This is a genomic window from Devosia sediminis (assembly GCF_016411825.1).
Taxonomy (GTDB): domain Bacteria; phylum Pseudomonadota; class Alphaproteobacteria; order Rhizobiales; family Devosiaceae; genus Devosia; species Devosia sediminis.
In genome coordinates this window covers 1,152,089-1,173,646 of sequence record NZ_JAEKMH010000002.1, presented here as the reverse complement: position 1 = coordinate 1,173,646, position 21,558 = coordinate 1,152,089, and the positions used below count along the sequence as shown (strand labels likewise).

22 protein-coding genes and 2 pseudogenes are annotated in these 21,558 nt (G+C 60.8%); 15 read left to right on the top strand and 9 right to left on the bottom strand.

The window, feature by feature from the left end; all coding sequences use genetic code 11:
* Positions 1–119 precede the first annotated feature (119 nt).
* Positions 120–677 (bottom strand): tyrosine-type recombinase/integrase, encoded by a 558-nt coding sequence (locus JEQ47_RS12990; protein ID WP_236020867.1) that lies wholly within the window; start codon positions 675–677, stop codon positions 120–122.
* Positions 678–685: 8 nt separating this feature from the next.
* Positions 686–1,816 (bottom strand): annotated as a pseudogene (locus JEQ47_RS12985) (IS3 family transposase).
* Between the two features lie 588 nt (positions 1,817–2,404).
* On the opposite strand from JEQ47_RS12985, the gene JEQ47_RS12980 reads away from it, so the two are divergent.
* From JEQ47_RS12980 to JEQ47_RS12950, 7 genes are read left to right on the top strand one after another with little or no spacing between them, the layout of a single operon-like run.
* Positions 2,405–3,760, top strand: coding sequence for an ABC transporter substrate-binding protein (locus JEQ47_RS12980; RefSeq protein ID WP_035086508.1), 1,356 nt, complete (start codon positions 2,405–2,407; stop codon positions 3,758–3,760).
* Between the two features lie 56 nt (positions 3,761–3,816).
* A complete protein-coding gene (locus JEQ47_RS12975) occupies positions 3,817–5,130 on the top strand; it encodes a carbohydrate ABC transporter permease (RefSeq protein ID WP_198876797.1) in 1,314 nt (437 codons plus the stop codon).
* Between the two features lie 8 nt (positions 5,131–5,138).
* A complete protein-coding gene (locus JEQ47_RS12970; RefSeq protein WP_035086538.1) occupies positions 5,139–5,963 on the top strand; it encodes a carbohydrate ABC transporter permease in 825 nt (274 codons plus the stop codon).
* Positions 5,963–7,021, top strand: a complete 1,059-nt coding sequence (locus tag JEQ47_RS12965; RefSeq protein WP_035086513.1) for an ABC transporter ATP-binding protein — start codon at positions 5,963–5,965, stop codon at positions 7,019–7,021. The genes JEQ47_RS12970 and JEQ47_RS12965 overlap by 1 nt, the downstream gene beginning before the upstream one ends.
* Before the next feature lie 6 nt (positions 7,022–7,027).
* Positions 7,028–8,491, top strand: coding sequence for a glycerophosphodiester phosphodiesterase family protein (locus JEQ47_RS21170; RefSeq protein ID WP_198876796.1), 1,464 nt, complete (start codon positions 7,028–7,030; stop codon positions 8,489–8,491).
* Positions 8,488–9,519: a LacI family DNA-binding transcriptional regulator gene (locus JEQ47_RS12955; RefSeq protein WP_198876795.1), complete on the top strand. Its 1,032-nt coding sequence runs from the start codon at positions 8,488–8,490 to the stop codon at positions 9,517–9,519. Before JEQ47_RS21170 ends, JEQ47_RS12955 begins: the two co-directional genes overlap by 4 nt.
* An 11-nt stretch (positions 9,520–9,530) precedes the next feature.
* Positions 9,531–10,340 carry an inositol monophosphatase family protein gene (locus tag JEQ47_RS12950; RefSeq protein ID WP_198876794.1) on the top strand — a complete coding sequence of 270 codons (810 nt, stop codon included), beginning with the start codon at positions 9,531–9,533 and terminating at the stop codon, positions 10,338–10,340.
* 19 nt (positions 10,341–10,359) lie between these two features.
* Here JEQ47_RS12950 and JEQ47_RS20685 read toward each other — a convergent pair whose 3' ends face one another.
* The gene (locus JEQ47_RS20685; RefSeq protein ID WP_236020865.1) at positions 10,360–10,689 is read right to left on the bottom strand and encodes an oligopeptide/dipeptide ABC transporter ATP-binding protein; all 330 of its coding nucleotides are present in this window, start codon (positions 10,687–10,689) and stop codon (positions 10,360–10,362) included.
* Positions 10,690–10,836: 147 nt separating this feature from the next.
* Positions 10,837–11,283 (bottom strand): annotated as a pseudogene (locus JEQ47_RS20680) (ATP-binding cassette domain-containing protein); the annotation flags it as partial.
* A gap of 581 nt (positions 11,284–11,864) precedes the next feature.
* Between JEQ47_RS20680 and JEQ47_RS12940 the strand changes: the two are divergent.
* From JEQ47_RS12940 to JEQ47_RS12930, 3 genes are read left to right on the top strand one after another with little or no spacing between them, the layout of a single operon-like run.
* Positions 11,865–13,451 (top strand): patatin-like phospholipase family protein, encoded by a 1,587-nt coding sequence (locus JEQ47_RS12940; protein WP_268905744.1) that lies wholly within the window; start codon positions 11,865–11,867, stop codon positions 13,449–13,451.
* The gene (locus JEQ47_RS12935) at positions 13,438–13,635 is read left to right on the top strand and encodes a hypothetical protein (RefSeq protein WP_198876792.1); all 198 of its coding nucleotides are present in this window, start codon (positions 13,438–13,440) and stop codon (positions 13,633–13,635) included. The genes JEQ47_RS12940 and JEQ47_RS12935 overlap by 14 nt, the downstream gene beginning before the upstream one ends.
* Before the next feature lies 1 nt (position 13,636).
* Positions 13,637–14,017, top strand: coding sequence for a holo-ACP synthase (locus tag JEQ47_RS12930; RefSeq protein WP_198876791.1), 381 nt, complete (start codon positions 13,637–13,639; stop codon positions 14,015–14,017).
* On the opposite strand, the gene JEQ47_RS12925 is transcribed toward JEQ47_RS12930, so the two are convergent.
* Genes JEQ47_RS12925 through JEQ47_RS12905 form a run of 5 tightly spaced genes read right to left on the bottom strand, consistent with a single transcriptional unit; the run spans position 14,014 to position 17,390 of the window.
* Positions 14,014–14,985 (bottom strand): nucleotide kinase domain-containing protein, encoded by a 972-nt coding sequence (locus tag JEQ47_RS12925; protein ID WP_198876790.1) that lies wholly within the window; start codon positions 14,983–14,985, stop codon positions 14,014–14,016. The genes JEQ47_RS12930 and JEQ47_RS12925 overlap by 4 nt on opposite strands.
* Positions 14,982–15,785, bottom strand: coding sequence for a thymidylate synthase family protein (locus tag JEQ47_RS12920; protein ID WP_198876789.1), 804 nt, complete (start codon positions 15,783–15,785; stop codon positions 14,982–14,984). The genes JEQ47_RS12925 and JEQ47_RS12920 overlap by 4 nt, the downstream gene beginning before the upstream one ends.
* Entirely contained in the window at positions 15,769–16,629 is an 861-nt protein-coding gene (locus tag JEQ47_RS12915; protein ID WP_198876788.1) for an ImmA/IrrE family metallo-endopeptidase, read from the bottom strand. Before JEQ47_RS12915 ends, JEQ47_RS12920 begins: the two co-directional genes overlap by 17 nt.
* The gene (locus tag JEQ47_RS12910; protein ID WP_198876787.1) at positions 16,626–16,979 is read right to left on the bottom strand and encodes a helix-turn-helix domain-containing protein; all 354 of its coding nucleotides are present in this window, start codon (positions 16,977–16,979) and stop codon (positions 16,626–16,628) included. Before JEQ47_RS12910 ends, JEQ47_RS12915 begins: the two co-directional genes overlap by 4 nt.
* Positions 16,980–16,982: 3 nt before the next feature.
* Entirely contained in the window at positions 16,983–17,390 is a 408-nt protein-coding gene (locus JEQ47_RS12905; RefSeq protein WP_198876786.1) for a hypothetical protein, read from the bottom strand.
* On the opposite strand from JEQ47_RS12905, the gene JEQ47_RS12900 reads away from it, so the two are divergent.
* The 5 genes from JEQ47_RS12900 to JEQ47_RS12880 all read left to right on the top strand — a co-directional run bounded on the left by JEQ47_RS12900 (position 17,389) and on the right by JEQ47_RS12880 (position 21,555).
* Positions 17,389–17,892, top strand: coding sequence for a hypothetical protein (locus tag JEQ47_RS12900; RefSeq protein WP_198876785.1), 504 nt, complete (start codon positions 17,389–17,391; stop codon positions 17,890–17,892). The genes JEQ47_RS12905 and JEQ47_RS12900 overlap by 2 nt on opposite strands.
* Before the next feature lie 3 nt (positions 17,893–17,895).
* Entirely contained in the window at positions 17,896–20,055 is a 2,160-nt protein-coding gene (locus tag JEQ47_RS12895; protein WP_198876784.1) for a metallophosphoesterase, read from the top strand.
* A 213-nt stretch (positions 20,056–20,268) separates the two neighbouring features.
* Complete coding sequence (locus JEQ47_RS12890; protein WP_126148533.1) at positions 20,269–20,631, top strand: ArsR/SmtB family transcription factor; 363 nt, start codon at positions 20,269–20,271, stop codon at positions 20,629–20,631.
* Entirely contained in the window at positions 20,621–21,151 is a 531-nt protein-coding gene (locus tag JEQ47_RS12885) for an arsenate reductase ArsC (RefSeq protein ID WP_126148534.1), read from the top strand. The genes JEQ47_RS12890 and JEQ47_RS12885 overlap by 11 nt, the downstream gene beginning before the upstream one ends.
* Positions 21,151–21,555, top strand: coding sequence for an OsmC family protein (locus JEQ47_RS12880; protein ID WP_126148535.1), 405 nt, complete (start codon positions 21,151–21,153; stop codon positions 21,553–21,555). Before JEQ47_RS12885 ends, JEQ47_RS12880 begins: the two co-directional genes overlap by 1 nt.
* Positions 21,556–21,558: the final 3 nt, after the last annotated feature.

The window sequence follows — 21,558 nt, the reverse complement described above, 5'->3', positions numbered from 1 at the left end:
TGCTCTTTGGTAGAGACGCGATCATGGGAATGCTGACCGTCCGGTTGCCGTTTTCGAACCAAGATCATTGACGGCGGTGTCCTCCTGTGCGGCCTCACCAACGGTGAGGCCGCTGATCGTCAGACTTCTGTGTGTTCCGCCAGTTCCAGTGCGTCCTCAACGTCGACGCCCAGATACCGAACCGTGTTTTCGATCTTGGTATGGCCCAGAAGGATCTGCACGGCACGGAGATTGCCGGTCGCCTTGTAGATGAGCGAAGCCTTGGTGCGCCGGAGCGAATGCGTACCATATTCCTCCTTGCGAAGACCGATGGCGGTCACCCACTCATCCACCAACCGGGCATATTGCCTGGTGCTCAGGTGGTCGTTCGGATCGGCTCGGCTTGGAAAGACGAAATCCTCAACCGAGCCCCCTCGCCTTTCGAGCCACGCCAACACACTTGTTCTGGCATCACTCGTGATCTCGAACTGCACCGGCCGGCCGGTCTTCTGCTGGGTCACCATCGCCCGGGCGCGAATCTCACGACCGGTCACCAGGGTGCCGATCTTGAGCTTGACCAGATCGCAACCGCGCAATTTGCTATCGATGGCGAGGTCAAACAGCGCTCGGTCGCGCATGCGACCCTCCCGATCCAGGAAGAACCGTATTGGACCTGTCGCGTTTTTGTGCCGCCCCAGGTGCTCGTTTAAGCCACCTTCCGCTCGAAGGCGACCGGGCTTTTCCAGCCCAATGCTGAGTGCCGTCGACGCGGATTGTAGAAGCCATTGATGTATTCGAAGATCGCCATCTCAGCTTGCCGTCTGGTTACCCATGACCGTCGCCAGATCAGCTCGGCCTTGATGGTTTTGAAGAACGTCTCGACGGCCGCATTGTCATAACAATTACCTTTGCCGCTCATTGAGACCCGGAAGCCATGCTGGGCGCAGGATCTTCTGATAGTCATGCGAACAGTATTGGCTGCCGCGATCACTGTGGAAGATGCAGCCCTTGGGAGGCGCCCGGAAGGCGATGGCCATTTTCAAGGCTCGGATCGCCAGATCCCGCTTCATGCGGTTGCTGACGGCCCAACCGATCACGCGGCGGGAATGCAGATCCAGGATGACTGCCAGATATAACCACCCCTCGCGGGTCCAGATATAGCTGATGTCGCCTGCCCATTTCTGGTTGGGCCGATCCGCCGTGAAGTCACGGTCCAGCAGGTTTGGCGCGATGTTGAAGGTGTGGTCACTGTCTGTTGTCGCTTTGAATTTCCTCGTTCTTTCAACGGTGATCCCGTTTTCGCGCATCAGGCGACCGACGCGCCGGTGACCGACATCGATGCCGACCTCTTTCAGTTCTTCGGTCATTCGGGGCCTGCCATAGCTGCCCAGGCTCAGACGCGACTGTTCCTTGATATGCGCCAGAACAACAAGATCCGTCCGCTGCCTGTGGCTGGCCGGGCGCCTGCGGAAAGCCCGAAACCCGCGCGTGCTAACGTTCATGACCTGACACAACCGGTCGATCTGGAAGGCCCCACGATGCTCTTCGATAAACCGAAACCTCATGGCTTTTGGCTCGCGAAGAACTGGGGGGCTTTTTTTAGGATGTCCCTCTCCTCCTTCAGGATGCGGATCTCGTGCCGAAGCCGCTCGTTCTCCCGCGCCAGCTCACGGTCCTCGGCCGAGACTACATCTGTGTCCCGGTGTGCGTTCACCCATTTGTTCAGGGTCGAAAGCCCAACGCCCAAATCAGCCGCAACTTGCCGCCGTGTCAGCCCGCTGGTCAGCGCAATCCGCACCGCGTCCTTACGGAATTCATCCGTTCTTACCGTGCCCATAGTTCGTCTCCTTTGTTGCAGTAAATGCTATCAAAGGAGCGGCATCAAACCGCGACAGGTCCATATTGCCCAGATCTGCCGGACGTTGAGCGCCCGCTTGGCGCCGACCTGCCGACCGGCGTTCCACGCCGACCGACCTCTAGCGGCTGGGTCGTATTGTGAGATACCCATTTTCATTCTCCTTTGGCCAACATCGGCCAGTCGGGAGAACGATTGAGGCGAGCGGTTCGTCGGGCAGCGCAGTGCCGCCTCGCGAGAATGTCCCCTGCCCCGGATCCTTGCTCACCAGCGCCTTGAGGGGGGGGGGCCGGTTGCGGAATGTCGGGAAATATCTCAAACCGGCCAAGTGCAGACACGATGCCCGCCAACTGTGTGGGGCCCTTGCCGGACCATTTCGAGGGCGCATGCGTCACCCGAAGGACAGGTTCCGCAGACCTTGGCGCCCTATCCACGCGGGGAACGTCAAGGAACTCTATCGACCGCAGTTTTCTCGCGCTGCTGTAATTTGCCTGTCACAACGCCCCCGTAAAGACATGTTTGCACGCGCGTGCAACGACATTCATCCGACGCATTATCGGGGCTTCAAACATGATCTCTCTCAAGACGACAAAACTGCTCGCCACCACGGCAATGCTGCTCTCGGGCACCATGCTCGCCGCGCAGGCCGAGGATTATACCATCACCGTGTGGGCTGGCGGCACCGGCGACACCAGCAACTACCGCTACGACAATATCGTCCTGGCGGCCGACATTCTTGAGCGCGAAGCGGCCATTCGCGGCGAAGAGCTCAACATTACCGTCGAAACGCAGGCCTGGTCCGGCTGGGACGACTTCAAGCAGGCCGTAACCCTGGCAGCCGAAGCGGGCAATGCGCCCAATATCATCATCTCGGGACACGAAGATATCGGCCCATGGTCCCAGTCGGGCCTGCTGCGTCCGGTCGAGGACTATGTCGATTTCGACGCCTGGCCGCTCAACGCCATCTATCCGAACCTTTATGAGATCAGCAGCTATGACGGCGTCGTCTGGGGCATTCCGCAGGATGCCGAGTCGCGCCCGTTCTACTATTCGCGTGCCAACCTCAAGGCCATCGGCTGGACCGATGCCGATATCGAGGCCCTGCCCGGCAAGGTCGCCAGCGGCGAATACACGCTCTACAACATGATCGACGACGCCAAGAAGATGCAGGATGCCGGTGTGGTCGAAGCCGGCAAGGGCTTCCTGCCCCGCCCCAGCAACGGCCCTGACTACTGGCAGTTCTATATCAGCTTCGGCGGTGAAATGGTCGACGCGGAAACCGGCAAGCTTGTCCTCGACAAGCAGGCCATGACCGACATGTTCCAGTTCTTCGTCGATGCGGCTGATGCTGGCGTTGTGCCGGCGACCCATCTCGGTTCGACCTGGGATGCCTTCCACGAAGCCGTCGCCAACGATCAGGCCGGTTTCTGGCATGCCGGCACCTGGACGGTTTCGGAATGGAAGACCAAATGGGGCGTGGAAGACTTCTTCGGCCAGATGCAGTACAGCCTGATCCCTGCCGGCAACGAGAACGGCAAGGCCAATACCATCAGCCATCCGCTGGTCTACCTGCTCTCCAATGCCGGCACCGATGAGGATGCCGCCATCGCTGCGGAACTGATCACCATCGCTTCCGAGCCGCGCTTCAACGCGCTCCATGCAGTCAAGTCGGGCAAGGTCGCGCTGAGCGATGCCCAGGCCTCGATCCCGCTCTTTGCCAATGACCGCTGGGCCGGCATCGCCACCACCGAGCTGCTGCCGCACGCCACCGCCATCCCCAACGATGTCGAGTTCGGCCCCTACTGGACCGCGATGTACAAGAACCTCGAGGCCTCCTGGACCGGCACGATCTCGGTCGAAGACGCCGTCAATGCGCTGGAAGCCGAAGTCACTTCGGCCCTGGGCGACCAGATCATCGTCCGCTAACCGCCACTCTTCCCGGGGCGCCACCCGCGCCCCGGGTTCCGTTGGAGACTGCTCTCATGCGCACCCGAACCTGCCTGCTCGGCCTGGCCTTTGTCAGCCCGGCCCTTGCGCTGCTCTTTGCCTTCTTTCTCATGCCCGTGGTGCTGACGACCGTCTTCGCCTTCACCAATATGAGCACGTCCACCGGCATTACCGGCGGCTCTCATGTCATCACTGGCAACCTGCTGCGTGACCTGGGCAATGCCGGGGTCGATGACGACATCGTCGCTGCGCTGAGCGAAGGCAGCTTCTCGGTGACACCAGAAACGCTCGCGGCCGCTGCCGAGGCCGGTGTCGAACCTCGGTTCCTGGGCGAAATCGAATCCAGCCTGATGGGCCAGAGCTTCGAGGACGCAAGGAGCTTTGAATCCGCGCTCAAGGCCCTGCCCTCGCGCCCGACCCGCATCCGCGATATCAAACTGGCTACAGAGCCCTTCGAACGCTCGATCCTCAATACCCGCTATTCCAGCCGTGCCGCGATGGAGACCGCCATTGCCAGCATGGTGCCCGATGCGCCGGTCGATACCGTCAGCGCCATCGCCGAAGCCAGCTATACCGGTTGGCGCTGGATTGATGGCGGCAATTTCCAGACCCTGCTGGACCGGCCGGAAACCATCCGCATTGTCCTCAACACCGTTTTCTATGTGGCTGCTACCCTCGCCTTCAACGTTTTTGTCGGGCTATTCCTGGCCATCACCACATTTTATCTGCCCAAGACCGGGGCCGGCTTTTTCAGCGTGCTCTGGTTGCTGCCGCGCATCACCCCGGTCGTGCTCTATGCTGTGATGTGGAAGTGGTTCACCTGGGACAATGGCTTTCTCTACGTCATCGCCGAACAGCTTGGCCTGCCCGCCTTCAACTACATGAAGGGCTCCGTGCCGACCGCCTGGGCCACGATCATCCTGGTCAACGGTTTTGTTGGCGCATCCTTTGGCATGATCCTGTTTTCCGGGGCCCTGCGGGCCATACCGGTGCAGCAGCTCTGGGCCAGTGAGGTCGACGGCGCCAGCCGCTGGCAGCAGATCAGGCGGATCATCCTGCCGCAATTGCGCTGGCCAATCCTGTTTGTCACCTCCTATCAGACCCTGTCCCTGCTCTCGTCCTATGAGCAGATCTGGCTGACCACCAATGGCGGCCCGGGCAGCACGACAACGGTCTGGGCCCTCGAAGCCTTCAATACCGCGCTCAACAACTATACCGGCAATCTCGAATACGGCATGGGCGCCGCCATGGCGCTGATCCTGGTCGCGGTCGGCCTGATCCTCTCCATTCTCTATCTGCGCATGTTCCGGTTCGACGAACTGGTCAACAAGCCGCGGATCGAATTCTAGGAGCTATGATGACCCGCAATTTCTCCGCCTGGCCTATCTATGCCTTGCTCGGCATTCTGAGTGCGCCACTGGCCATCATGTATCTCTTCCTCGTCATCGATACCTTCACCAATGCCCCGCCCGGCTCGCTCATTCCCAATGAGTTCACCTTCCACCACTGGCGCTTCCTCTGGGACCCGACGGTGACCGGTGACGTCTGGGGGCCGACGCTGACGACCTTCCTCTTCGCCACGTCCATGGTGGTGATCGTCCTCGCCATCTCCTCCACGGCCGGCTATGCCATTTCTCGGCTCAACCTGCCGTTCCGCCGGTTCTTCCTGTCCGGGATCATGGTGATGCACGCCTTCCCTTCGGTGACCCTGATCATCGGCGTGTTTCTCGTGCTGCAATATGCGGGGCTCTACAACACGCTGATCGGCGTGATCCTGGTCAAGGCCAGCCTCATGCTGCCTTTCGGCGTCTGGATCATGAAGGGCTTTTACGACCAGGTGCCCTGGGAGATCGAAATGGCCGGCGTGCAGGACGGGGCCAGCCGGTTCACCGTCTGGCGGCGCCTGATCCTGCCCCAGGTGACACCGGGCCTGCTTTCGCTCGGCATCTTTGCCTTCATCGATGGGTGGAGCGAGTTCATGCTGCCCCGGATCCTGGCCCCCTCGGCCAATTTCCAGGTGCTGTCCACCTATCTCAACGTGGTCTCGGACCCCAACTCCACCACTTACAACTTCAACCTCTTCAAGTCCGTCGGGCTCTACTACACCCTGCCGATCCTCGTGCTCTTCGTGGTGTTCCAGAACCGGCTGATGAACATTTTCGGCGGAGGCACGAAAGGCTGATGCAAGTCACCCTCAAGAATTTCACCAAGACTTTCGATGACACCACCGTCATCGACAGCATGAACCTGGCCGTCAATGACGGCGAGATGCTGGCTCTGCTCGGCCCCTCGGGCTGCGGCAAGTCGACCACGCTGTTTGCCATCTGCGGCATTCACCGCATCAATGGCGGCCAGATCCTGTTCGGCGACCGCGATGTCAGCGACGTGCCGAGCCAGAAGCGCAATGTGGGCGTCGTGTTCCAGAACTATGCGCTCTATCCGCATCTGACGGTGTTCGAGAACATCGCCTTCCCGCTTTCTGTGCGTGGCGACAGCAAGCCCGATATCGAGCGCGAAGTGCGTGCCATTGCCGCGCTCACGCATATCGAGGAACTGTTGGCGCGCCGGCCGGCGCAGCTCTCCGGCGGGCAACAGCAACGCGTTGCCCTTGCCCGCGCACTGGTGCGCAAGCCCGATGTCCTGCTGCTCGATGAACCGCTGGCCAATCTCGATGCCAAATTGCGCCTCGAGATGCGCTCCGAAATCCGCCGCATCCAGCTCGAAACCGGCATCACGGCCATCCTGGTCACGCATGACCAGGTCGAGGCCATGTCGATGTGCGATCGCATCGCCATCATGAACAAGGGCGAAATCCTGCAGATTGCCACGCCGACAGACATGTATCGGGCCCCGGTCAACAAGTTCGTGGCCGGTTTTCTGGGAAATCCACCCATCGTCATGCTCGAAGGCCGGACCAGCGGCGACGGTCGGTTCCTCGTCAAGGAGGGTACGAGCCTGCCCCTGCCCGCGCGTCTTGCCGGCATGCCGGGAGATACGCCGCTTAGCCTCGGCGTCCGCCCGGAGCATTTCGGCGCCGCTGGCGCCAATCGGGTCGAAGGCACGATTAGCTTTGTCGAGCCACAGGGGCGTGAGACGCTGTTCGACGTTACCCTCGACGATGGCGTTGTGTTGCGCTCAATTCAGCCGGCGCGAGATGATGTCGTGTTTGGGCAAAAGGTTGTCTGGCCGCTCGACGCGGAGAAACTGCTTGCCTTCGACGTATCCGGGCGGGCGGTCTAGTCCACCATGCGCAACACCATCCCTTTTCCGGCACGGCCGGATCGCCGACCGCTATGCATAGCCCATCGCGGTGCATCTCAGCATGCGCGCGAAAATACCCTCCAGGCCTTTCGGGTCGCCGCCGCCTTCGGCGCCGACATGTGGGAAATCGACGTGCAGCTCACCGCCGACAATCAGCCGGTGGTGTCGCATGACGCCGAGTTGATGCGTGTTTTTGGCGTTCCGGGGGTGATCGCAGAGATGACCCTGGTGCAGATTCGCCAGGCCGCACCCGACCTACCGACCCTTGACGAGGTCATCGCCTTGGCCGGGGAACTCGACCAGGCCCTCTATGTCGAGATCAAGGCCCGCGGCGCCGGGCGGATTGTCATGTCGCGTCTGAAGGCGGCCAGCTTCACGCGCGCCGGCCTGGGGAGTTTCGGCGTTGATGAGGTCCGCGATCTGGTCGCGGCCGATTGCCCCTATCCGGTCTCGATCCTGGTGCCGCTGGGCGCCGACCCCTTCGAGCGCGCCGAACAGTCGGGTGCAGATATCATCCATCTGTGCTGGGAGCGTGGCGGTGACCGGCCGCAGGACCTGGTGACACCCGACCTGCTGGCCAGAGCACGGCAACTCGGACTTGGCCTGGTGCTATGGCACGAGGAGCGCAAGGCGGTCCTCGATGACCTGCTCAAATTGCCGAGCCTGGGCATCTGCACCAACCAGCCCGAACTCCTGGGGGGCTGCGAGCGCGTCGACATCGGTGGCATGCAGATTGTCTGCCATCGCGGCGCCAATCGCTTTGCTCCCGAGAACACCATGGCGGCGGCCCGGATGATCTTCGACCAGGGCTGCGCTTATCTCGAACTCGATGTGCGCGAGAGTGCCGATGGCGAACTCGTCGTCATCCATGACCCTACGCTTGAGCGCACCACCAATGGCACCGGCAAGGTCGCCGACCATACGCTTGCCGCACTCCGCAATCTCGATGCCGGTGCCTGGTTCTCTCCGCAATTTGCCGGTCAGCGCATTCCGACCCTGGCCGAGATGATCACCCTCTGTCAGTCCTATGGTCGCCAGATCTATATCGAGAACAAATGCGCCGATCCGGCCAAGATACTTGCCCTGGTCGACACGATGGGTTTTGCCGAGCATTGCTTTCACTGGTCCGGCGATCATGCGTTGCAAGCCGGGATCAGGGCGCTTTCCCCCACGGCCCGCATCAAGTCGAATGGGGCGCGCTACAACTCGATGCAGGCGCTCAAGGATCATCTCGATCCTGCCATTATCGAAATCAGGGTCGAGACTTACGAACGCGATGCACCGGAGGCGCAGAGACTGAACATCGTGCCGATGCTGCAATATTTTGGGGATGCCCCGAAAATATTCGAGAAGATCGTTGCCCTGCGCCCACCCATGATCAATCTCGACAGGGCAGATCTATTGCTTGCCGCATTCCGCAGGCAGGCCGGGCTGGACAATTGGGCATGAGCAACGACGAGCGGGCCAACCGCGTACCGACTTCAGATGATGTCGCCCTCTTGGCCGGCGTCTCGCGTTCGGCCGTTTCCCGAACGTTCACTGCCGGTGCCAGCGTTGCCCCGGCGACGCGCGAAAAGGTCATCTCCGCTGCCAAGACGCTCGGCTACCGTGTCAATTTCCTGGCCCGCGGCCTGTCGCAACAGCGGACCAATCTGGTTGCGCTGATCGTCTCGGACATGGACAATTCGCTTCGGGCCCGCACTGTGGACCATCTGGCGCGCGGCCTCGCCACGCTCGGTTTCCGGCCGCTGCTGCTGCCGACGGAGCCGGGTGAGGATGTGGGCTACCTCATCGACATGATGCTCAATTACAATGTGAATGGCACAATCGTGACCTCGGACACGCCGCCGGCCGAGATTGCGCAGGAATGCGCCGCCTATGGCGTGCCGCTGGTCCTGATCAACAAGCCCGAAGTGGGCACGCATGTTTCCAATGTCTCCATCGATACGGCCACTGCCGGCCGCCTGGCGGCGGAAGAGCTGGCCAGGGTCGGCTGCAAGCGCATCGCCATTGCCAGCCAGCGCCGCGCCTCTCACACGATTGCCCAGCGCAAGGCCGCCTTCATTGCCACCGCGCGTTCGCTCGGGCTCGATATTGTCGGCGATTTTCAGGGCAGCGTTCAGAATTACGGTGGCGGCGCAGAGGCCGCCGAAGCCTTCATTGCCAGTTGCATCGAAGTGGATGGCGTCTATTGCGTCAACGATTTCATGGCCTTGGGATTCCTGGACCAGTTGCGGCGGCTGAGCGACTTGCGCGTGCCCGAAGACATCAAGCTCGTTGCCTGCGACGACATCGCCGAGGCAGCCTGGCAAAGCTATGACATCACCTCGATCCGGCAAGATCCCAAGGCCGTCGCCGATGCGGCCATTGCGGCTCTTTCCAAACGCATCGAGGAATCCGAAGCGGCGCAGCCGCATGTCATTATCCCGGTGACTCTCATCCGCCGCAGAACCACCGGCGCCTCCGACCCCATTTAGCAAGTATCAAGATGACCGACACAGTGCGCGAACGCGCCGACCGCCTCAGCGCGGCCAAGACCATTATCCGCCAGTCCGGGGCAGTCGCCCTGGACTATTTCGAGCGCTACGACATGCTCGAAGTCCAGAGCAAGCGCACCGCCCAGGACCTGTTCAGCGAAGCTGATACCAATGTCGAACGCCTGATCCGCACCGCCATTGCCGAACAGTTTCCCTGCGATGGCCTGGTGGGGGAGGAATATGGCAAGCAGGAGGGCACCAGCACCTGGCAATGGGTGATCGACCCCATCGACGGCACAAGCTGCTTCCTCCACGGTCTGCCGACATGGTGCGTCGTGATTGCGGTGCTCGAAAACGGTGTGCCGGTGCTCGGCCTGACCTATGATGCCTGTCGCGATCACCTCTACTGGGCGGCATTGGGCGAAGGGGCCTGGCGCAACGACGCCCGTATCAGGGTCCATCCGCGCGCGGTCATTGCCGACGGCCTCACCGCCATCGGCGGCAGCAATGCCGTCTACAGCGCGCAACTGGGCGGCATCATCGAGCGCCTCCTGGCGGCCGGCGGCTCTTACATGCGCAATGGCTCGACGGCGCTCACCCTGGCCCATGTCGCGGCAGGTCACTATGTGGGCTACTTCCAGCCGCTGCTCAATTCCTGGGATTGCCTGGCCGGACTGTTGCTGGTTTCCGAGGCCGGCGGCGTCACCAACGACTTCATGGCCGATACCGGCCTTTATGGACGGGGCGACGTTTTCGCCTGTGCGCCGCAAGTTGCGACCGAGCTGGAGGAAATCGTCGGCAGCACGGCGTCGCCCCGATAATTGCTGCAGGCGCCACCCTTCAGGCGGGCTCGAGCGCGCGCTCCCTGTGCACAGCCCGCAAACTCAGCTCGTCGGCCCGGATGCAGGCGTAGCTGTGCACCGGCGTCCCGGCCATTGGCGGCGGCGTCTCCCGGCAGGCAGGAAGCGCATAGCGGCATCGGTCGGCAAAGGCGCATCCCGGCTGCTTATGGGCAGGATCGGGCACGTGTCCCTCAAGGCGGATGCGCCCTGCCCCGCCGCGTTGGTGACGTCCGGGAATGGCGGCGAGCAGGGCCTCGGTATAGGGATGGCGCGGCGCCCTGAAAATCGCCTCGGTCGGCCCGATTTCGACAATCCGTCCCGCATACATCACCGCCACGCGGTCGCTGATATTGGCGACGACGCCCAGGTCATGGCTGACGAAGAGATAGGTCAGCCCAAGTTCGGCCTGCAGCTCGCGCATCATATTGATGATCTGGGTCTGCACCGACACATCGAGCGCCGAGACCGCTTCATCGGCAATCACCAATTGCGGATTGGACGCCAGCGCCCGTGCAATGGCGATCCGCTGGCGCTGACCGCCGGAAAAGGCATGGGGATAGCGCTCGGCATAGTCTGGGCTCAGTCCCACCCGCGACAGCAGATGCTACACCCGCGCCTCGATCTCCGCCTTGCCCACGCCATTGACCTGCAGCACTTCCCCGATGATGTCGCGCACCCGCATGCGCGGATTGAGCGAGCCCGTTGGGTCCTGGAACACCATGCGGATCTCGGTCTTGAGCCGCCGCGCCACCGCTCCCCGCGCCTGGCGCAGATCGACCGCAGCGCCATCCCTGGGCACATACTGCAGGTCGCCGCCATCGGCCGGATGCAGGCCCACGATGGTCTGGCCGAGCGTCGATTTCCTACATCCGCTCTCGCCCACCAGCCCCAGCGTCTCGCCGGCAAAAAGTGCGAAGCTCACATCGTTGACGGCGTGGATGCTCCCGATCCGGCGTTGGAAAAACCCGGCCCGCACCGGAAAGTGCTTGTTGAGATGGGAGACGCGCAACAGCGGCCGATCCGCAAACGGACGAACGGCGATCGGCGCTGATTTGCTCCGCTCCCGGTGCCGCGGCGCCGCAAAGCGCTCCGCCTCAGCCCCATAGGCATGGCAGGCCACAACCCGGCCTGGCGCAGTCGCCAGACTGGCCGGCTCGATACCCGATCGTTCTCGAGGCAATCAACTCAAGCTCAAAAAGCGGCAGCTATTGGCGTTCGCCAGCGGCGCCACCAATGGCCGGAATGGGGCGCGCACCTGCCCGGCGGGTTACGTAAGCCCCCTGCCCCACAATTCCACGCCAGCGCCTTAAGCGGGGCCGGAAGCGGAACGGCAGGTTTCGGCAGCAACTAAAGGAGAGCGGCCATTCAGGTTCCAGATATGCGCCAATGCCAAACGGGCACTAAGAAACTCCCTTTCGAGCGAAACAGAGGTTTTCCCAAAGCCGAGTATACAGGTTAGGATTTTATCTGCGCCCATTGCGGGTGCAGGTAGGGGCGCGGGGAATGACTCGAAGAGCGTTTGTAGCTTTCGCAGGAGGCGGCGCGAAAGCGTTGACCCATGTCGGAGCCTTGAGAGCCATGGAACGCCGCCAAGTCCGGTTCGTCGGACTGGCGGGAACGTCGGCGGGTGCGTTAATCGCAACTCTTGCTGCCGCCGGCATGTCGTCGAGCGAGATGATGGATCCGCAGACCGGCCGTACCTTGATCGACGGGCTACGCGACATTGATCCTGGCATCCGGCGAACCACCGACTTGTTCGGTAACCTGGGGTGGCGCCGGATCGCAAAGTTGCGGCTGGCGATTCAGCGTCTGCCCACCACCCTTGCCGCGACTATCCTGCTGCCGATCGCAACTGTCTTTGGAATCGGGTGGGTGGTGGCGCCGGGCAATCCATGGCTAGCACTCGGTACTCTCTTCTGCGTCGTCCTATGGCTTGTCTGTGCGGGCGCTTACATCCTCGCCGGGATGGCAGACGCGTCTAGGCTGCGGGATGCCCTGCAGGAGCTGCTCCGCCGCCGAATGTTCCCGACCGAACCCGGCCGGGTGGTGCGCATGGGAGACTTCGGGGTGAACGGTCGCCCGACCTTGAAGATCGTCAGCGCGAACCTCAGTCGGCACCGCCTGCATCTGTTTTCACCTGAGCGCACCCCCGAAATGTCGACCGCCGACGCCGTCGTCGCGTCCATCGCGTTGCCTATCGTCTTCGCACCCAGAATGATTGACGGCGATCTGCACATGGATGGCGGCATCGTCTCTAATCTTCCGGCATGGCCATTCGACGAAGAGCGAGAGCTCGATCCCGACGCCCTGACGATTGCCGTCGAAGTTGGCGGATCGGCCAAACCTGCGGCCCTCGGCTTATTCAACTGGCCTCCCTCGTTTTTCAAGACTGCGCTGTTCGGCGCGGGTGAACTCAACCTGCGAGCGTCCGGCGCCGCGGAACGCCTGGTACTGAACAGCAGCCTCGATCTTTTCGATTTCGACATGAGCGCCGAACGCGCCTTCCGCGAAGTTGAGGACGCCGAGAAGGCCGCGACCGTGCGTCTTGATCAGCGATTGTTCCGCAGGCCAGAACTCTACGTCGATGCATGCAAGGTGACAAAAGCGCTTGTCGAGGACGTCCTATCGTCCGTCATCCCAGCCCCCGGTTCGGTCCGAGTGGCGGTTGCGATCATGGATCCCGGCTACACCATGTCGCTACGCCTGCGTTTTGCCGTTGGATACGATGACTATCCCGACGAAGCGATGCTCCTGCCAATCGAAGGATCGATTGTCGGCGCGGCATTCAAGGAGCGAGCGAGCCGGTTGGAACTGATGCCGTTCCCGGAAGAACTCTATCTGCCCGGTCCCGCGAACCGTGTACGCCGGCGCCTGATGCGGGAGGACCTTGAATGGGTTTTTGCCATCCCCATTTTGGATGAAGCAAACGAAGCCACAAAGCTCGTCGTTCAGATCGATGGCAACAAGCAACTGCCGCAATCGGACGACGTTGACTTGGCACTGTCCGAGATAGAAAATGGTGTGAGGGATTTCTTCGCGGCGATTGCCGATCGGCTGGCTGATCTGGAGCAGGAAAATGGCTTGGAATAGTTCGACGTTCAAGCGTCGCGTGACCCAACAAGACCAGCCCTCCCAGGCGATTACCGAGCGCTTGGGACGCCATAGGGCCGCCATGGAGTCTATCATCAAAGAAGCGCTCGAGATCAATAAGAGCCGGGTCGAGACGACGCGCGAGATAAAAGACCCTGCACTTCGCAAAAGCGTCCAAAAGTAAAATGAACCCGGTCGGGCTGGGTTTCGACCTGGTGGACTTGGAACGCTTTCGCCTCCTCTATGGAGACAGCGACCCCGATACCCTCTGCAGGGTCTTCACACCGCATGAACTCGAAGTCACCGCAGCTGGTGCCGACCGTTGGCATCGCCTCGCGGCCCGCTGGGCCGTGAAGGAAGCGGTTCTCAAGGTTTTGGGTGGCATGCAGGACGGCATGTCCTGGACCGACATCGAGTTGCGTACTGCCCCTGATGGCTCGCCATCGGTGAAACTTCACCGCGGCGCATCCGCCAAGGCGCAGAGCCTGGGCATCACGAGTTGGCTCGTCTCAATCAGCCATACGGATAATACCGTCGGCGCCGTGACTATTGGAGCGTCGACCTAGTTCTCGTCGCGCCACTTGGGTGGCAAAAAGAGTGGCGGGAGCGGACCTTTGATCGAATAGGACTGCTTGATCCGGGTTCTGCCCGAAATGCTTTGGATCTGCGGAAAAGCGACCCGGGCATACTTGCTGATTTCGCAGAACAGGTTTTGGCAGTCGATCGGCTGCAGTCGTCTTCCCTCCAGTCGATGAAACTCAATTCCGCGCTTCTCGAACTCACGATCCTGGTTTTCGAATACCCACATGATGATGTCCTGTGCCCGGGCAGTGGCCTCAAGCCCAAAGCACCGGGAGATCCCGTCGATGGCGCCGGGACCTGCAACGACGAACTCGCTTTCCCGGTGAGCGGTCAGGCGAGAGTAGTTGATGTCTATCGCGAGCTGAAAGGCCAGAAATGGACCGAAAGACGGAAAGCTCTTGAGCAGCGCGAAGAGCTCCTGCAACGACGTTGTGGCCTGCACTGCGTGCGTGATGCCATTGGAGAGCATGCTGTCGAGCAGGCGAAGGTGACCAGTGTGTTTGGCGCCACCGGGGCCGAAAGTCTGTACGGGCGGCATGATGTATGCAGCCGAGTAGACCCTGTTCTTCCTGGCCATTTCGGCGCTGAGTGCCCGATCGTAGGCCTCTGGTTCGAAAAACCGCAAGGTCGGTGTTCCCAGTATCCCGACCAGGGTCTCCCAGGTCTCGATCCGGTTGAATATCTTGAACAGAAGGGTGCGAAAGAGGACTTCCTCGGGCGCCGGGTCGAGGTCGGCTGCATACTGCACGTTTCGGATAAGGTATTGGCTTACGCGATCGCTGGCGCGGAAAGCGTTCGTGAAGCGGTAGCGCGCAAGTATGGGATCGGTCGTCCATGGGCCATGCCAACCTTCGAGACGCCGATAGAGAACGTTCTGCCGCTCCGCGGCAAAACGCCAGTAGGCCTCGAAGACAGGCGTGGCTTCATAGGCGGCGACATCGAAAGTGCTCACGCCGGTTCGATACCCACAGCCTGTTCGCTCGCATTTCTGATCGCTGCAAGCAGCGCCCGCAGATTGGCATCCGAGCTTGGGATCTTGTCGGCCTTGGCAATGCCGACAAAAACGTTCAAGCGCTCCAGCTTGCGACCGCCCATCTCCTTGGCCATGAACGCGCCCAAGCGGCTGAGCCCAAGATAATTCCCATAGCCCTTATGGATGATCTGCTGTGTCGCGTAGAAAGCGTTCAAGGTCAGGTTTTTGTCGTCATCGAAGGTGAAGCTGATGCCCTGAAGGCACGGGAATTCCATATAGGGCTGGGACGTCGGGTCGCGAGAGGGATCAAAGATCGACGCCTGGAACATCGACCGCCGTTTCAGGCCGGCATTGTATTGCTCGATCATCCACTCAAGTTGGTTGCTCTTACCGTCATCGTGATAGTCGATCAGGCGCTGGAAATACAGCCCGCGCGAGTTCCGGGCCGGATTGAACGCCTTTATGCGCGGAAACGCCTCGAGATAGGTGCGATAGAGCAGGTGTCGGTCGCCCCCAGCCAAAGTCAGGTACCGCTGCGGGAAGATGGTGAAGGCAACGTTCTCCACATCCTTCTTGCCGATCGCCGTCAGGAATTCATCGAGCTCCTGCCTGATCTGTGGTGTCTCTGTCGGAGCGCCGTCGGCGTCGAACCCCGTCAGCGAAAACATCAGGGGTGAAATGGCGTGACCGCCGGGCTCCATGATCCTGAGCAGGATTTTGGCCCAACCGAGAGACAAATTGTCAGCTTCGATAACTTCCGGCTTAGTCGTCCTGCTCATCGGTCTCCTCCAGGTGACGATAGATTGCGCGGCCGGCAAAGCGGTAGCGCGCAACGCGAATGTTGATGATTTTGCCCGCGAATGACGCTTTCGCGATACCGGGGGCAACGGCGCTGAAAAGGCGGAAGGTGGGATATTCGCCGACATGGTTGATGGCATTTCCTGCCACGGATGCACCGGCCGGCAAGGAGATGGCGTGGCCCACTTCGACGTCGATATTGCGTGCGGACGTCTTGAGGTCCACCAAGGCCAGCGACACGGCGTCTGAGGGGCCGAACAGCTGCTCGCGTATTGCCTTGGGCGAGGACTTCAGCAGGAGGGTTTTGCGCGGTTCACTGAGGTCCTTCAGCGTGAAATGCAGGTGGTTGATGAGCGTTTCATAGCCAACCCCGAACTCGGTTGCGATTGTCAGGATCTCCGCCGGACTAGCGGTTTCGGCCGAGATGAAGCGCCGCGCGAACGCACTGCGCAGACCCAGGGTCGGCATCAACATGAATGCCGCAAAGCCATTCGCCATTATTTCGTTGGGCTGATGAGACTCCGGGCGGTCGTCCTCGTAAAGTTCGTCGATGGTGGAGCCGTGATCGAAAACCATGTGCCCCAGTTCATGTGCACAGGTAAAATTCCGGCGCGCCAGGGGTCTCAAACTGGACAACAGGATTCTCGGCGGCGTGCCTTGGCTGAACATGCCTTCCATGCTGAGGTCGACAAAGAGGACGCGGGCGCCGACATCGGAGGCGACCTGGTAAATATCGACCGGACTGAGATCGTCGTATCCGGCGGCCTCACGTAGACGCGCAGCCGCTTCATTGGCTTCCAGCAAGAGGCTGCGACGGTTGGTCATTTCTTACCCGTATTCAGATCACTTTGAACCGCGGCGAGTGCGCGCAACAAGCCGTTCAGGGCGTCGGGCGAGAGCTTGCTCAACTCACGCGCGGCCAATTTGAGGCGCTCGTCGTTCTCGGCAACGGCGTCCGGCGCTTCGCCCATCAGATAAGACACGCTGACGTCGAAAATTTCGGCGAAACGTGCAAGTTCTTCGGCACTAACCTTGCGATTGGCGGCTTCGATTTCGCTGATCGAAGGACGATGCAATTTCATCAGCTTCGCTACCTGGCCTTGACTGAGGCCAGCAAGTTGCCTGGCGGACTTAATTCTATTGGCGATAACGATTTGCTTGTCGTTGTCTGGCATGGCTTACTCCGCCGCGACCGCAACTGCGGCCTTCGGCTTACTTTTCTTCATGACGAGGTCCACGGTCTGATCGACGGTAAGCGGGGGATTCTTGTTCTTGCCGCCGAAAATGTGGACGTCGGAGGGGATATCGACATCCAGTGCGTTCGCCAACCGGGAGGTGGCGACTGGCCAGACGATGCTGTCGAATTTTGGGAGGACCTGCGACGGCACATCGCTGCCGTCCAGATGTGGTGAGGGGAGAGCACAGACGGTCTGGATATCATTGAGAACGGCGAGAAGGGCTGCCTTGACGTCTTCCTGGGTCATCGGTATGAACTCCTTACGTACTGGTAAGATAATCTTACGCAACTGAAGTTTCAAGCCCCTGCCGGTCGCCTCGGTGACGACGGCAGGAATGGAGGTATTCATGCCGTTTGACGATCCAGCGCTTTTGCTCGAGCAACAACGGGAGCAGTTCGCCCACGACCGGCGAAACCACTCCGATATCGTTTGCCTGCCCAGGGCTGACCGCCTCAAGCACTACGGACTGCACTTCGCCAAATATGCTGGCCGAATGGCCCGCGGTGATGCGGAAGAGAAGTCGCAGGCCCAGACCGTGGTCGACGCGATCCTCGTTTCGCTGAGCGCAGCCAACGCGTTGAGCCAACACCTGGATCAGGAGATCGGGGCCATTCCCTCAGACAGAAGGAGCGCGACACTCGAGCGTCTCACCGACGCCGCCGGCCGCTTCGCCGATGCCTGCGAGAAGATCGACCATCTCGAAGACTTCCTGGCCTTAGCCAAGACCGCCAATGTCGACATCATGCTCTGGTCAATCGCCAAGGCACGAGAGCTATCACTGGATGTGAATGCACTGCTTCAGGACCGTCGTCGGTTTCTCGGTAGCCGCGCCTTTTACGTAAAGGATTGAGCCTTGGCATCTTCCGCGACTTTCCTGCATCTGACGGATACCCATCTTCGCGCAGCAACCACGGAACTCCGGACCAGAGATATCAAGACTGCGCTACCCGGGGTAACGCAGGACACGCGCGAGGCTGCCGTCGACCGATTGCTGGCTATGGTTGCGGAACGTCTGGAGTCTACCAACCAGAAACTGGACGGCGTCCTTTTTTCGGGTGACGCGCAATTTCGGGGTGAGGATGGCGGGCATGCCGAGCTGCTTGCGGCAATTCTGAAGCATCTGGCGCCTCATGGCGTCAGTCGAGGCAACATAGTCGCGACGCCGGGCAACCACGATGTGCCGCGAAAATCGCCACCGTCCTCGGCCATCCGCTATAAGGCTTTCCTCGAAGCCTGGGGCGCCGAAGGGTGCGTAATACCTTGGCTCGACGGCGATCATGAATCGAACGGCCGAAATCCACACGTTCTCGAGGCGACAGACAAGAGCTGGAAGATCGTCCCGATAAACTCCAGCAACTGGTGTCAGACAGAGGTGAGCTTTCCGGACGAACTTGCGACCATCTGGGACAGGCTCCCGGTGCTGGCAGCGCCAGCAGATGATCAATTGCAAGAAAAGTTGGCGAGACAGTTGGATGCCCTGCGGGTCCATGATGTTCCGCGCGTTTCGCCTGAACAACTCGAGGCATTGCGGACCATGTTGAGGTCGGATCTCTCGTCTCCTCGCCAGCTGCGCATTGCGATGATGCACCATCATCTGAGGGCTCCGTCCTTGCGCGAAGAACTCAAGACCTTCGAGAGCATCACCAACCAGGAGCATGTACGTACTTTTCTTCGTGAGCAGGATTTTGTCGCGCTGCTACATGGACACAAGCACGAGACCGCACTGACCTACGAAGACATCTATGCTGACGGCGAGGATGTGCCGCATCGGCTTGCCGTGATCTCCGGCGCGACATTCGATAACTCGCAACACCGGGACGCCATGCGTCTCGTTCATCTGAAGGGTCTGCCGCATAACCCATCGGTCGAGGTGGAAATGCTCAGCGTGACCGCTCAGGGCCTCGAACCTGACTGGAGCGCATGCGTCTCGTTGAAGCTGAGCCAACCTCGCCATGACGAAAGCGCGCCGGTCATGATCACCGGTACCGACATCACCGAAGTTTACGAACGCGTCGTTGAGGCGGCTTCGGGCAAGGCGGCCGGCGGCATCATCATTGCCGATCTCGACCTGAACCCTGATGTGCGCCTGCCTCTCCCAGAAGGTTTTCCGCTGACTTCCGAAATGCCCGGTGAAGACCGGACGAAATGGCTGCAGGATATTGTGGCCTGGTGGCAGCTGCCCAACCCCAAGAATGTGGTGACATTCCCCTTCCCACATGGATCGCGGCTTCGGAACTACAACGGCAACTTCGATCAGCTCAACCGCATCATATCGCTGCTCAAGGATAAACCGACGAGCCGCGCCATCGCGACATTGATAGACCCTGCGCGCGATTTCTCTGAGACCGGTACCGGCGAAGTGTTCGCGTCGTTCTGCTTGGTCGAGTTCAAGTTGCAGGAAGTAAAGAATGGCCCGCGGAAACTGGACATAATCGGCTTCTATCGGGTTCAGGAGTTCAGTCAGTGGTGGCCCGTCAATGTTGCCGAGCTCAGGCAGCTTCAATACGCCGTCGCCGCAGAAGTGCCCAACGTGGTCGTCGGGCGAATAGTCACGATTGCGGGAGAAGCAAGATCAGAACGCGCGATCGTTCAAGTGGCCGTTTCGGTTCTGGACCGTTGGCACGACCAGGCTCCGACGCTCTTCCATGTGTTGACCACCGTGCTGGCCGGCGGGCGTGTCGACAATGAACTTCGCGGAAGGGCGGTTGACGGTTGGTATAGGACGCTGGGCGAGCTTCAAAAGGTCGCCTCTGGCTCAAGAAGCACCGGTGCACCGATACCGTTGAAGGGGCTCGAAACATTTATCGACTACCTCAAGGCCAACAGCGGCTCATCGACGGACTTCGATAGTTTCACCTCGAGCGTTCGTTCGCTGCGACGCTTGTGCCAAGCCCACGCTGAGTCGGCCAAGTCAGATGAATCATATGAAGAATGGCGAAAAGAGATACTGCAGCTGCTCAGCACGATTCAGGGCCTTAGCGACCGCCTACTTCTGCCGCAGGCTGAAGCTTAGACTTAGCCCCTGCAGTGTCGGGTATGTCCGCTTCCGGGGAATAACGAAGGCGCTTGGAACGACCGGAATGGGGCGCGTTGGGGATCGGCAGGTCTCGACCCCATTCTGCCATTTGGGCTGTCGCATCTAAGTACTGAAAGCTGCCAAGGCACTCCACGAAACGTGGAATGTCCACATCTTGACACTGGCCCATAAATCCATAATCCTCGATATATGGAATCAAATTACGCTATCGAAATCTTCGCTGCGCTTTCGCAACCGACACGCCTCGAAACGTTCCGTCTCCTTATGGAGCACGAGCCGGCGGGGCTTCCGGCCGGCGAGATCGCGCGCCGCCTGGAGGTACCGCAGAACACGATGTCCTCGCACCTGGCGATCCTTGCGCGCGCCGGGCTGGTCGAGTCGGAGCGTCACAGCCGCTCCATCATCTATCGCGCCGTCCTCGACCGCGTCCGCGAACTCACCAGCTTCCTGGTCCAGGACTGCTGCGGTGGTCGTCCGGAACTGTGTGAGCCGCTCGTCGCCGAATTCACCCTATGCTGCACCACCCCTTCGGAGGGAAAGAATGCCTGCTGATCGCGTCTACAACCTCCTGTTCCTCTGCACCGGAAACTCGGCTCGATCGATCCTAGGGGAAGCCCTGATCAACCATGTGGGTGGTGATCGCTTCCGCGGGTTTTCGGCCGGCTCGACGCCCAAGGGTGCGGTGCATCCCCTGACCCTGCAGACGCTGCGCAAGGCGGGAATCTCCACCGACGGCCTGCGCTCGAAGGCATGGGACGAGTTCGCGACGCCTGACGCGCCGAAGATGGACTTCGTCTTTACCGTCTGTGACAACGCCGCCGGCGAAGCCTGCCCGGTCTGGCCGGGACATCCGGTGACGGCGCACTGGGGCATCGAGGACCCCGCCGCAGTCGAGGGCCCCGACTTCAAGAAGGAGGCTGCGTTCGACGACGCCTTGCGCTACCTGCGCAACCGCATCGCGGCCTTCATGAACCTGCCGCTGGCGACCATCGATCGGATGTCGCTCACCTCGAGGCTGCAAGGCATTGGCGCCATGGATGGCTCCACCGGATCGGACAAAGGGGCGGCCTGATGCTTGAATACAAGGTTCACGCAAGGCGGGTCGACGCCAATGGCAGCCTCGCCACCTGCAAGGAGGCGGAATTGGTTATCGACACCGCCCTTGCGGGACGCCCGGACGCCTTCAATCCGGCCGAGTTGTTTCTCGCCTCGATAGCCGCCTGCATGCTCAAGGGCATCGAGCGGGTCAGCCCGATGCTGAAGTTCGAGCTTCGCGGGGTGGAGGTGAGCCTTGAGGCCAAGCGCCAGGATGCTCCGCCGCGCATCATCTCGGTCGATTACGTCCTGACGGTCGACAGTGACGAGTCCGACCAGAGGCTGGAACTGCTGCACACGAACGTACGCAAATACGGCACCATCTTCAACACCGTCGCCGAGTCTGCCGGTCTCAACGGCAAGCTTATCCGAAAGACCTGACCC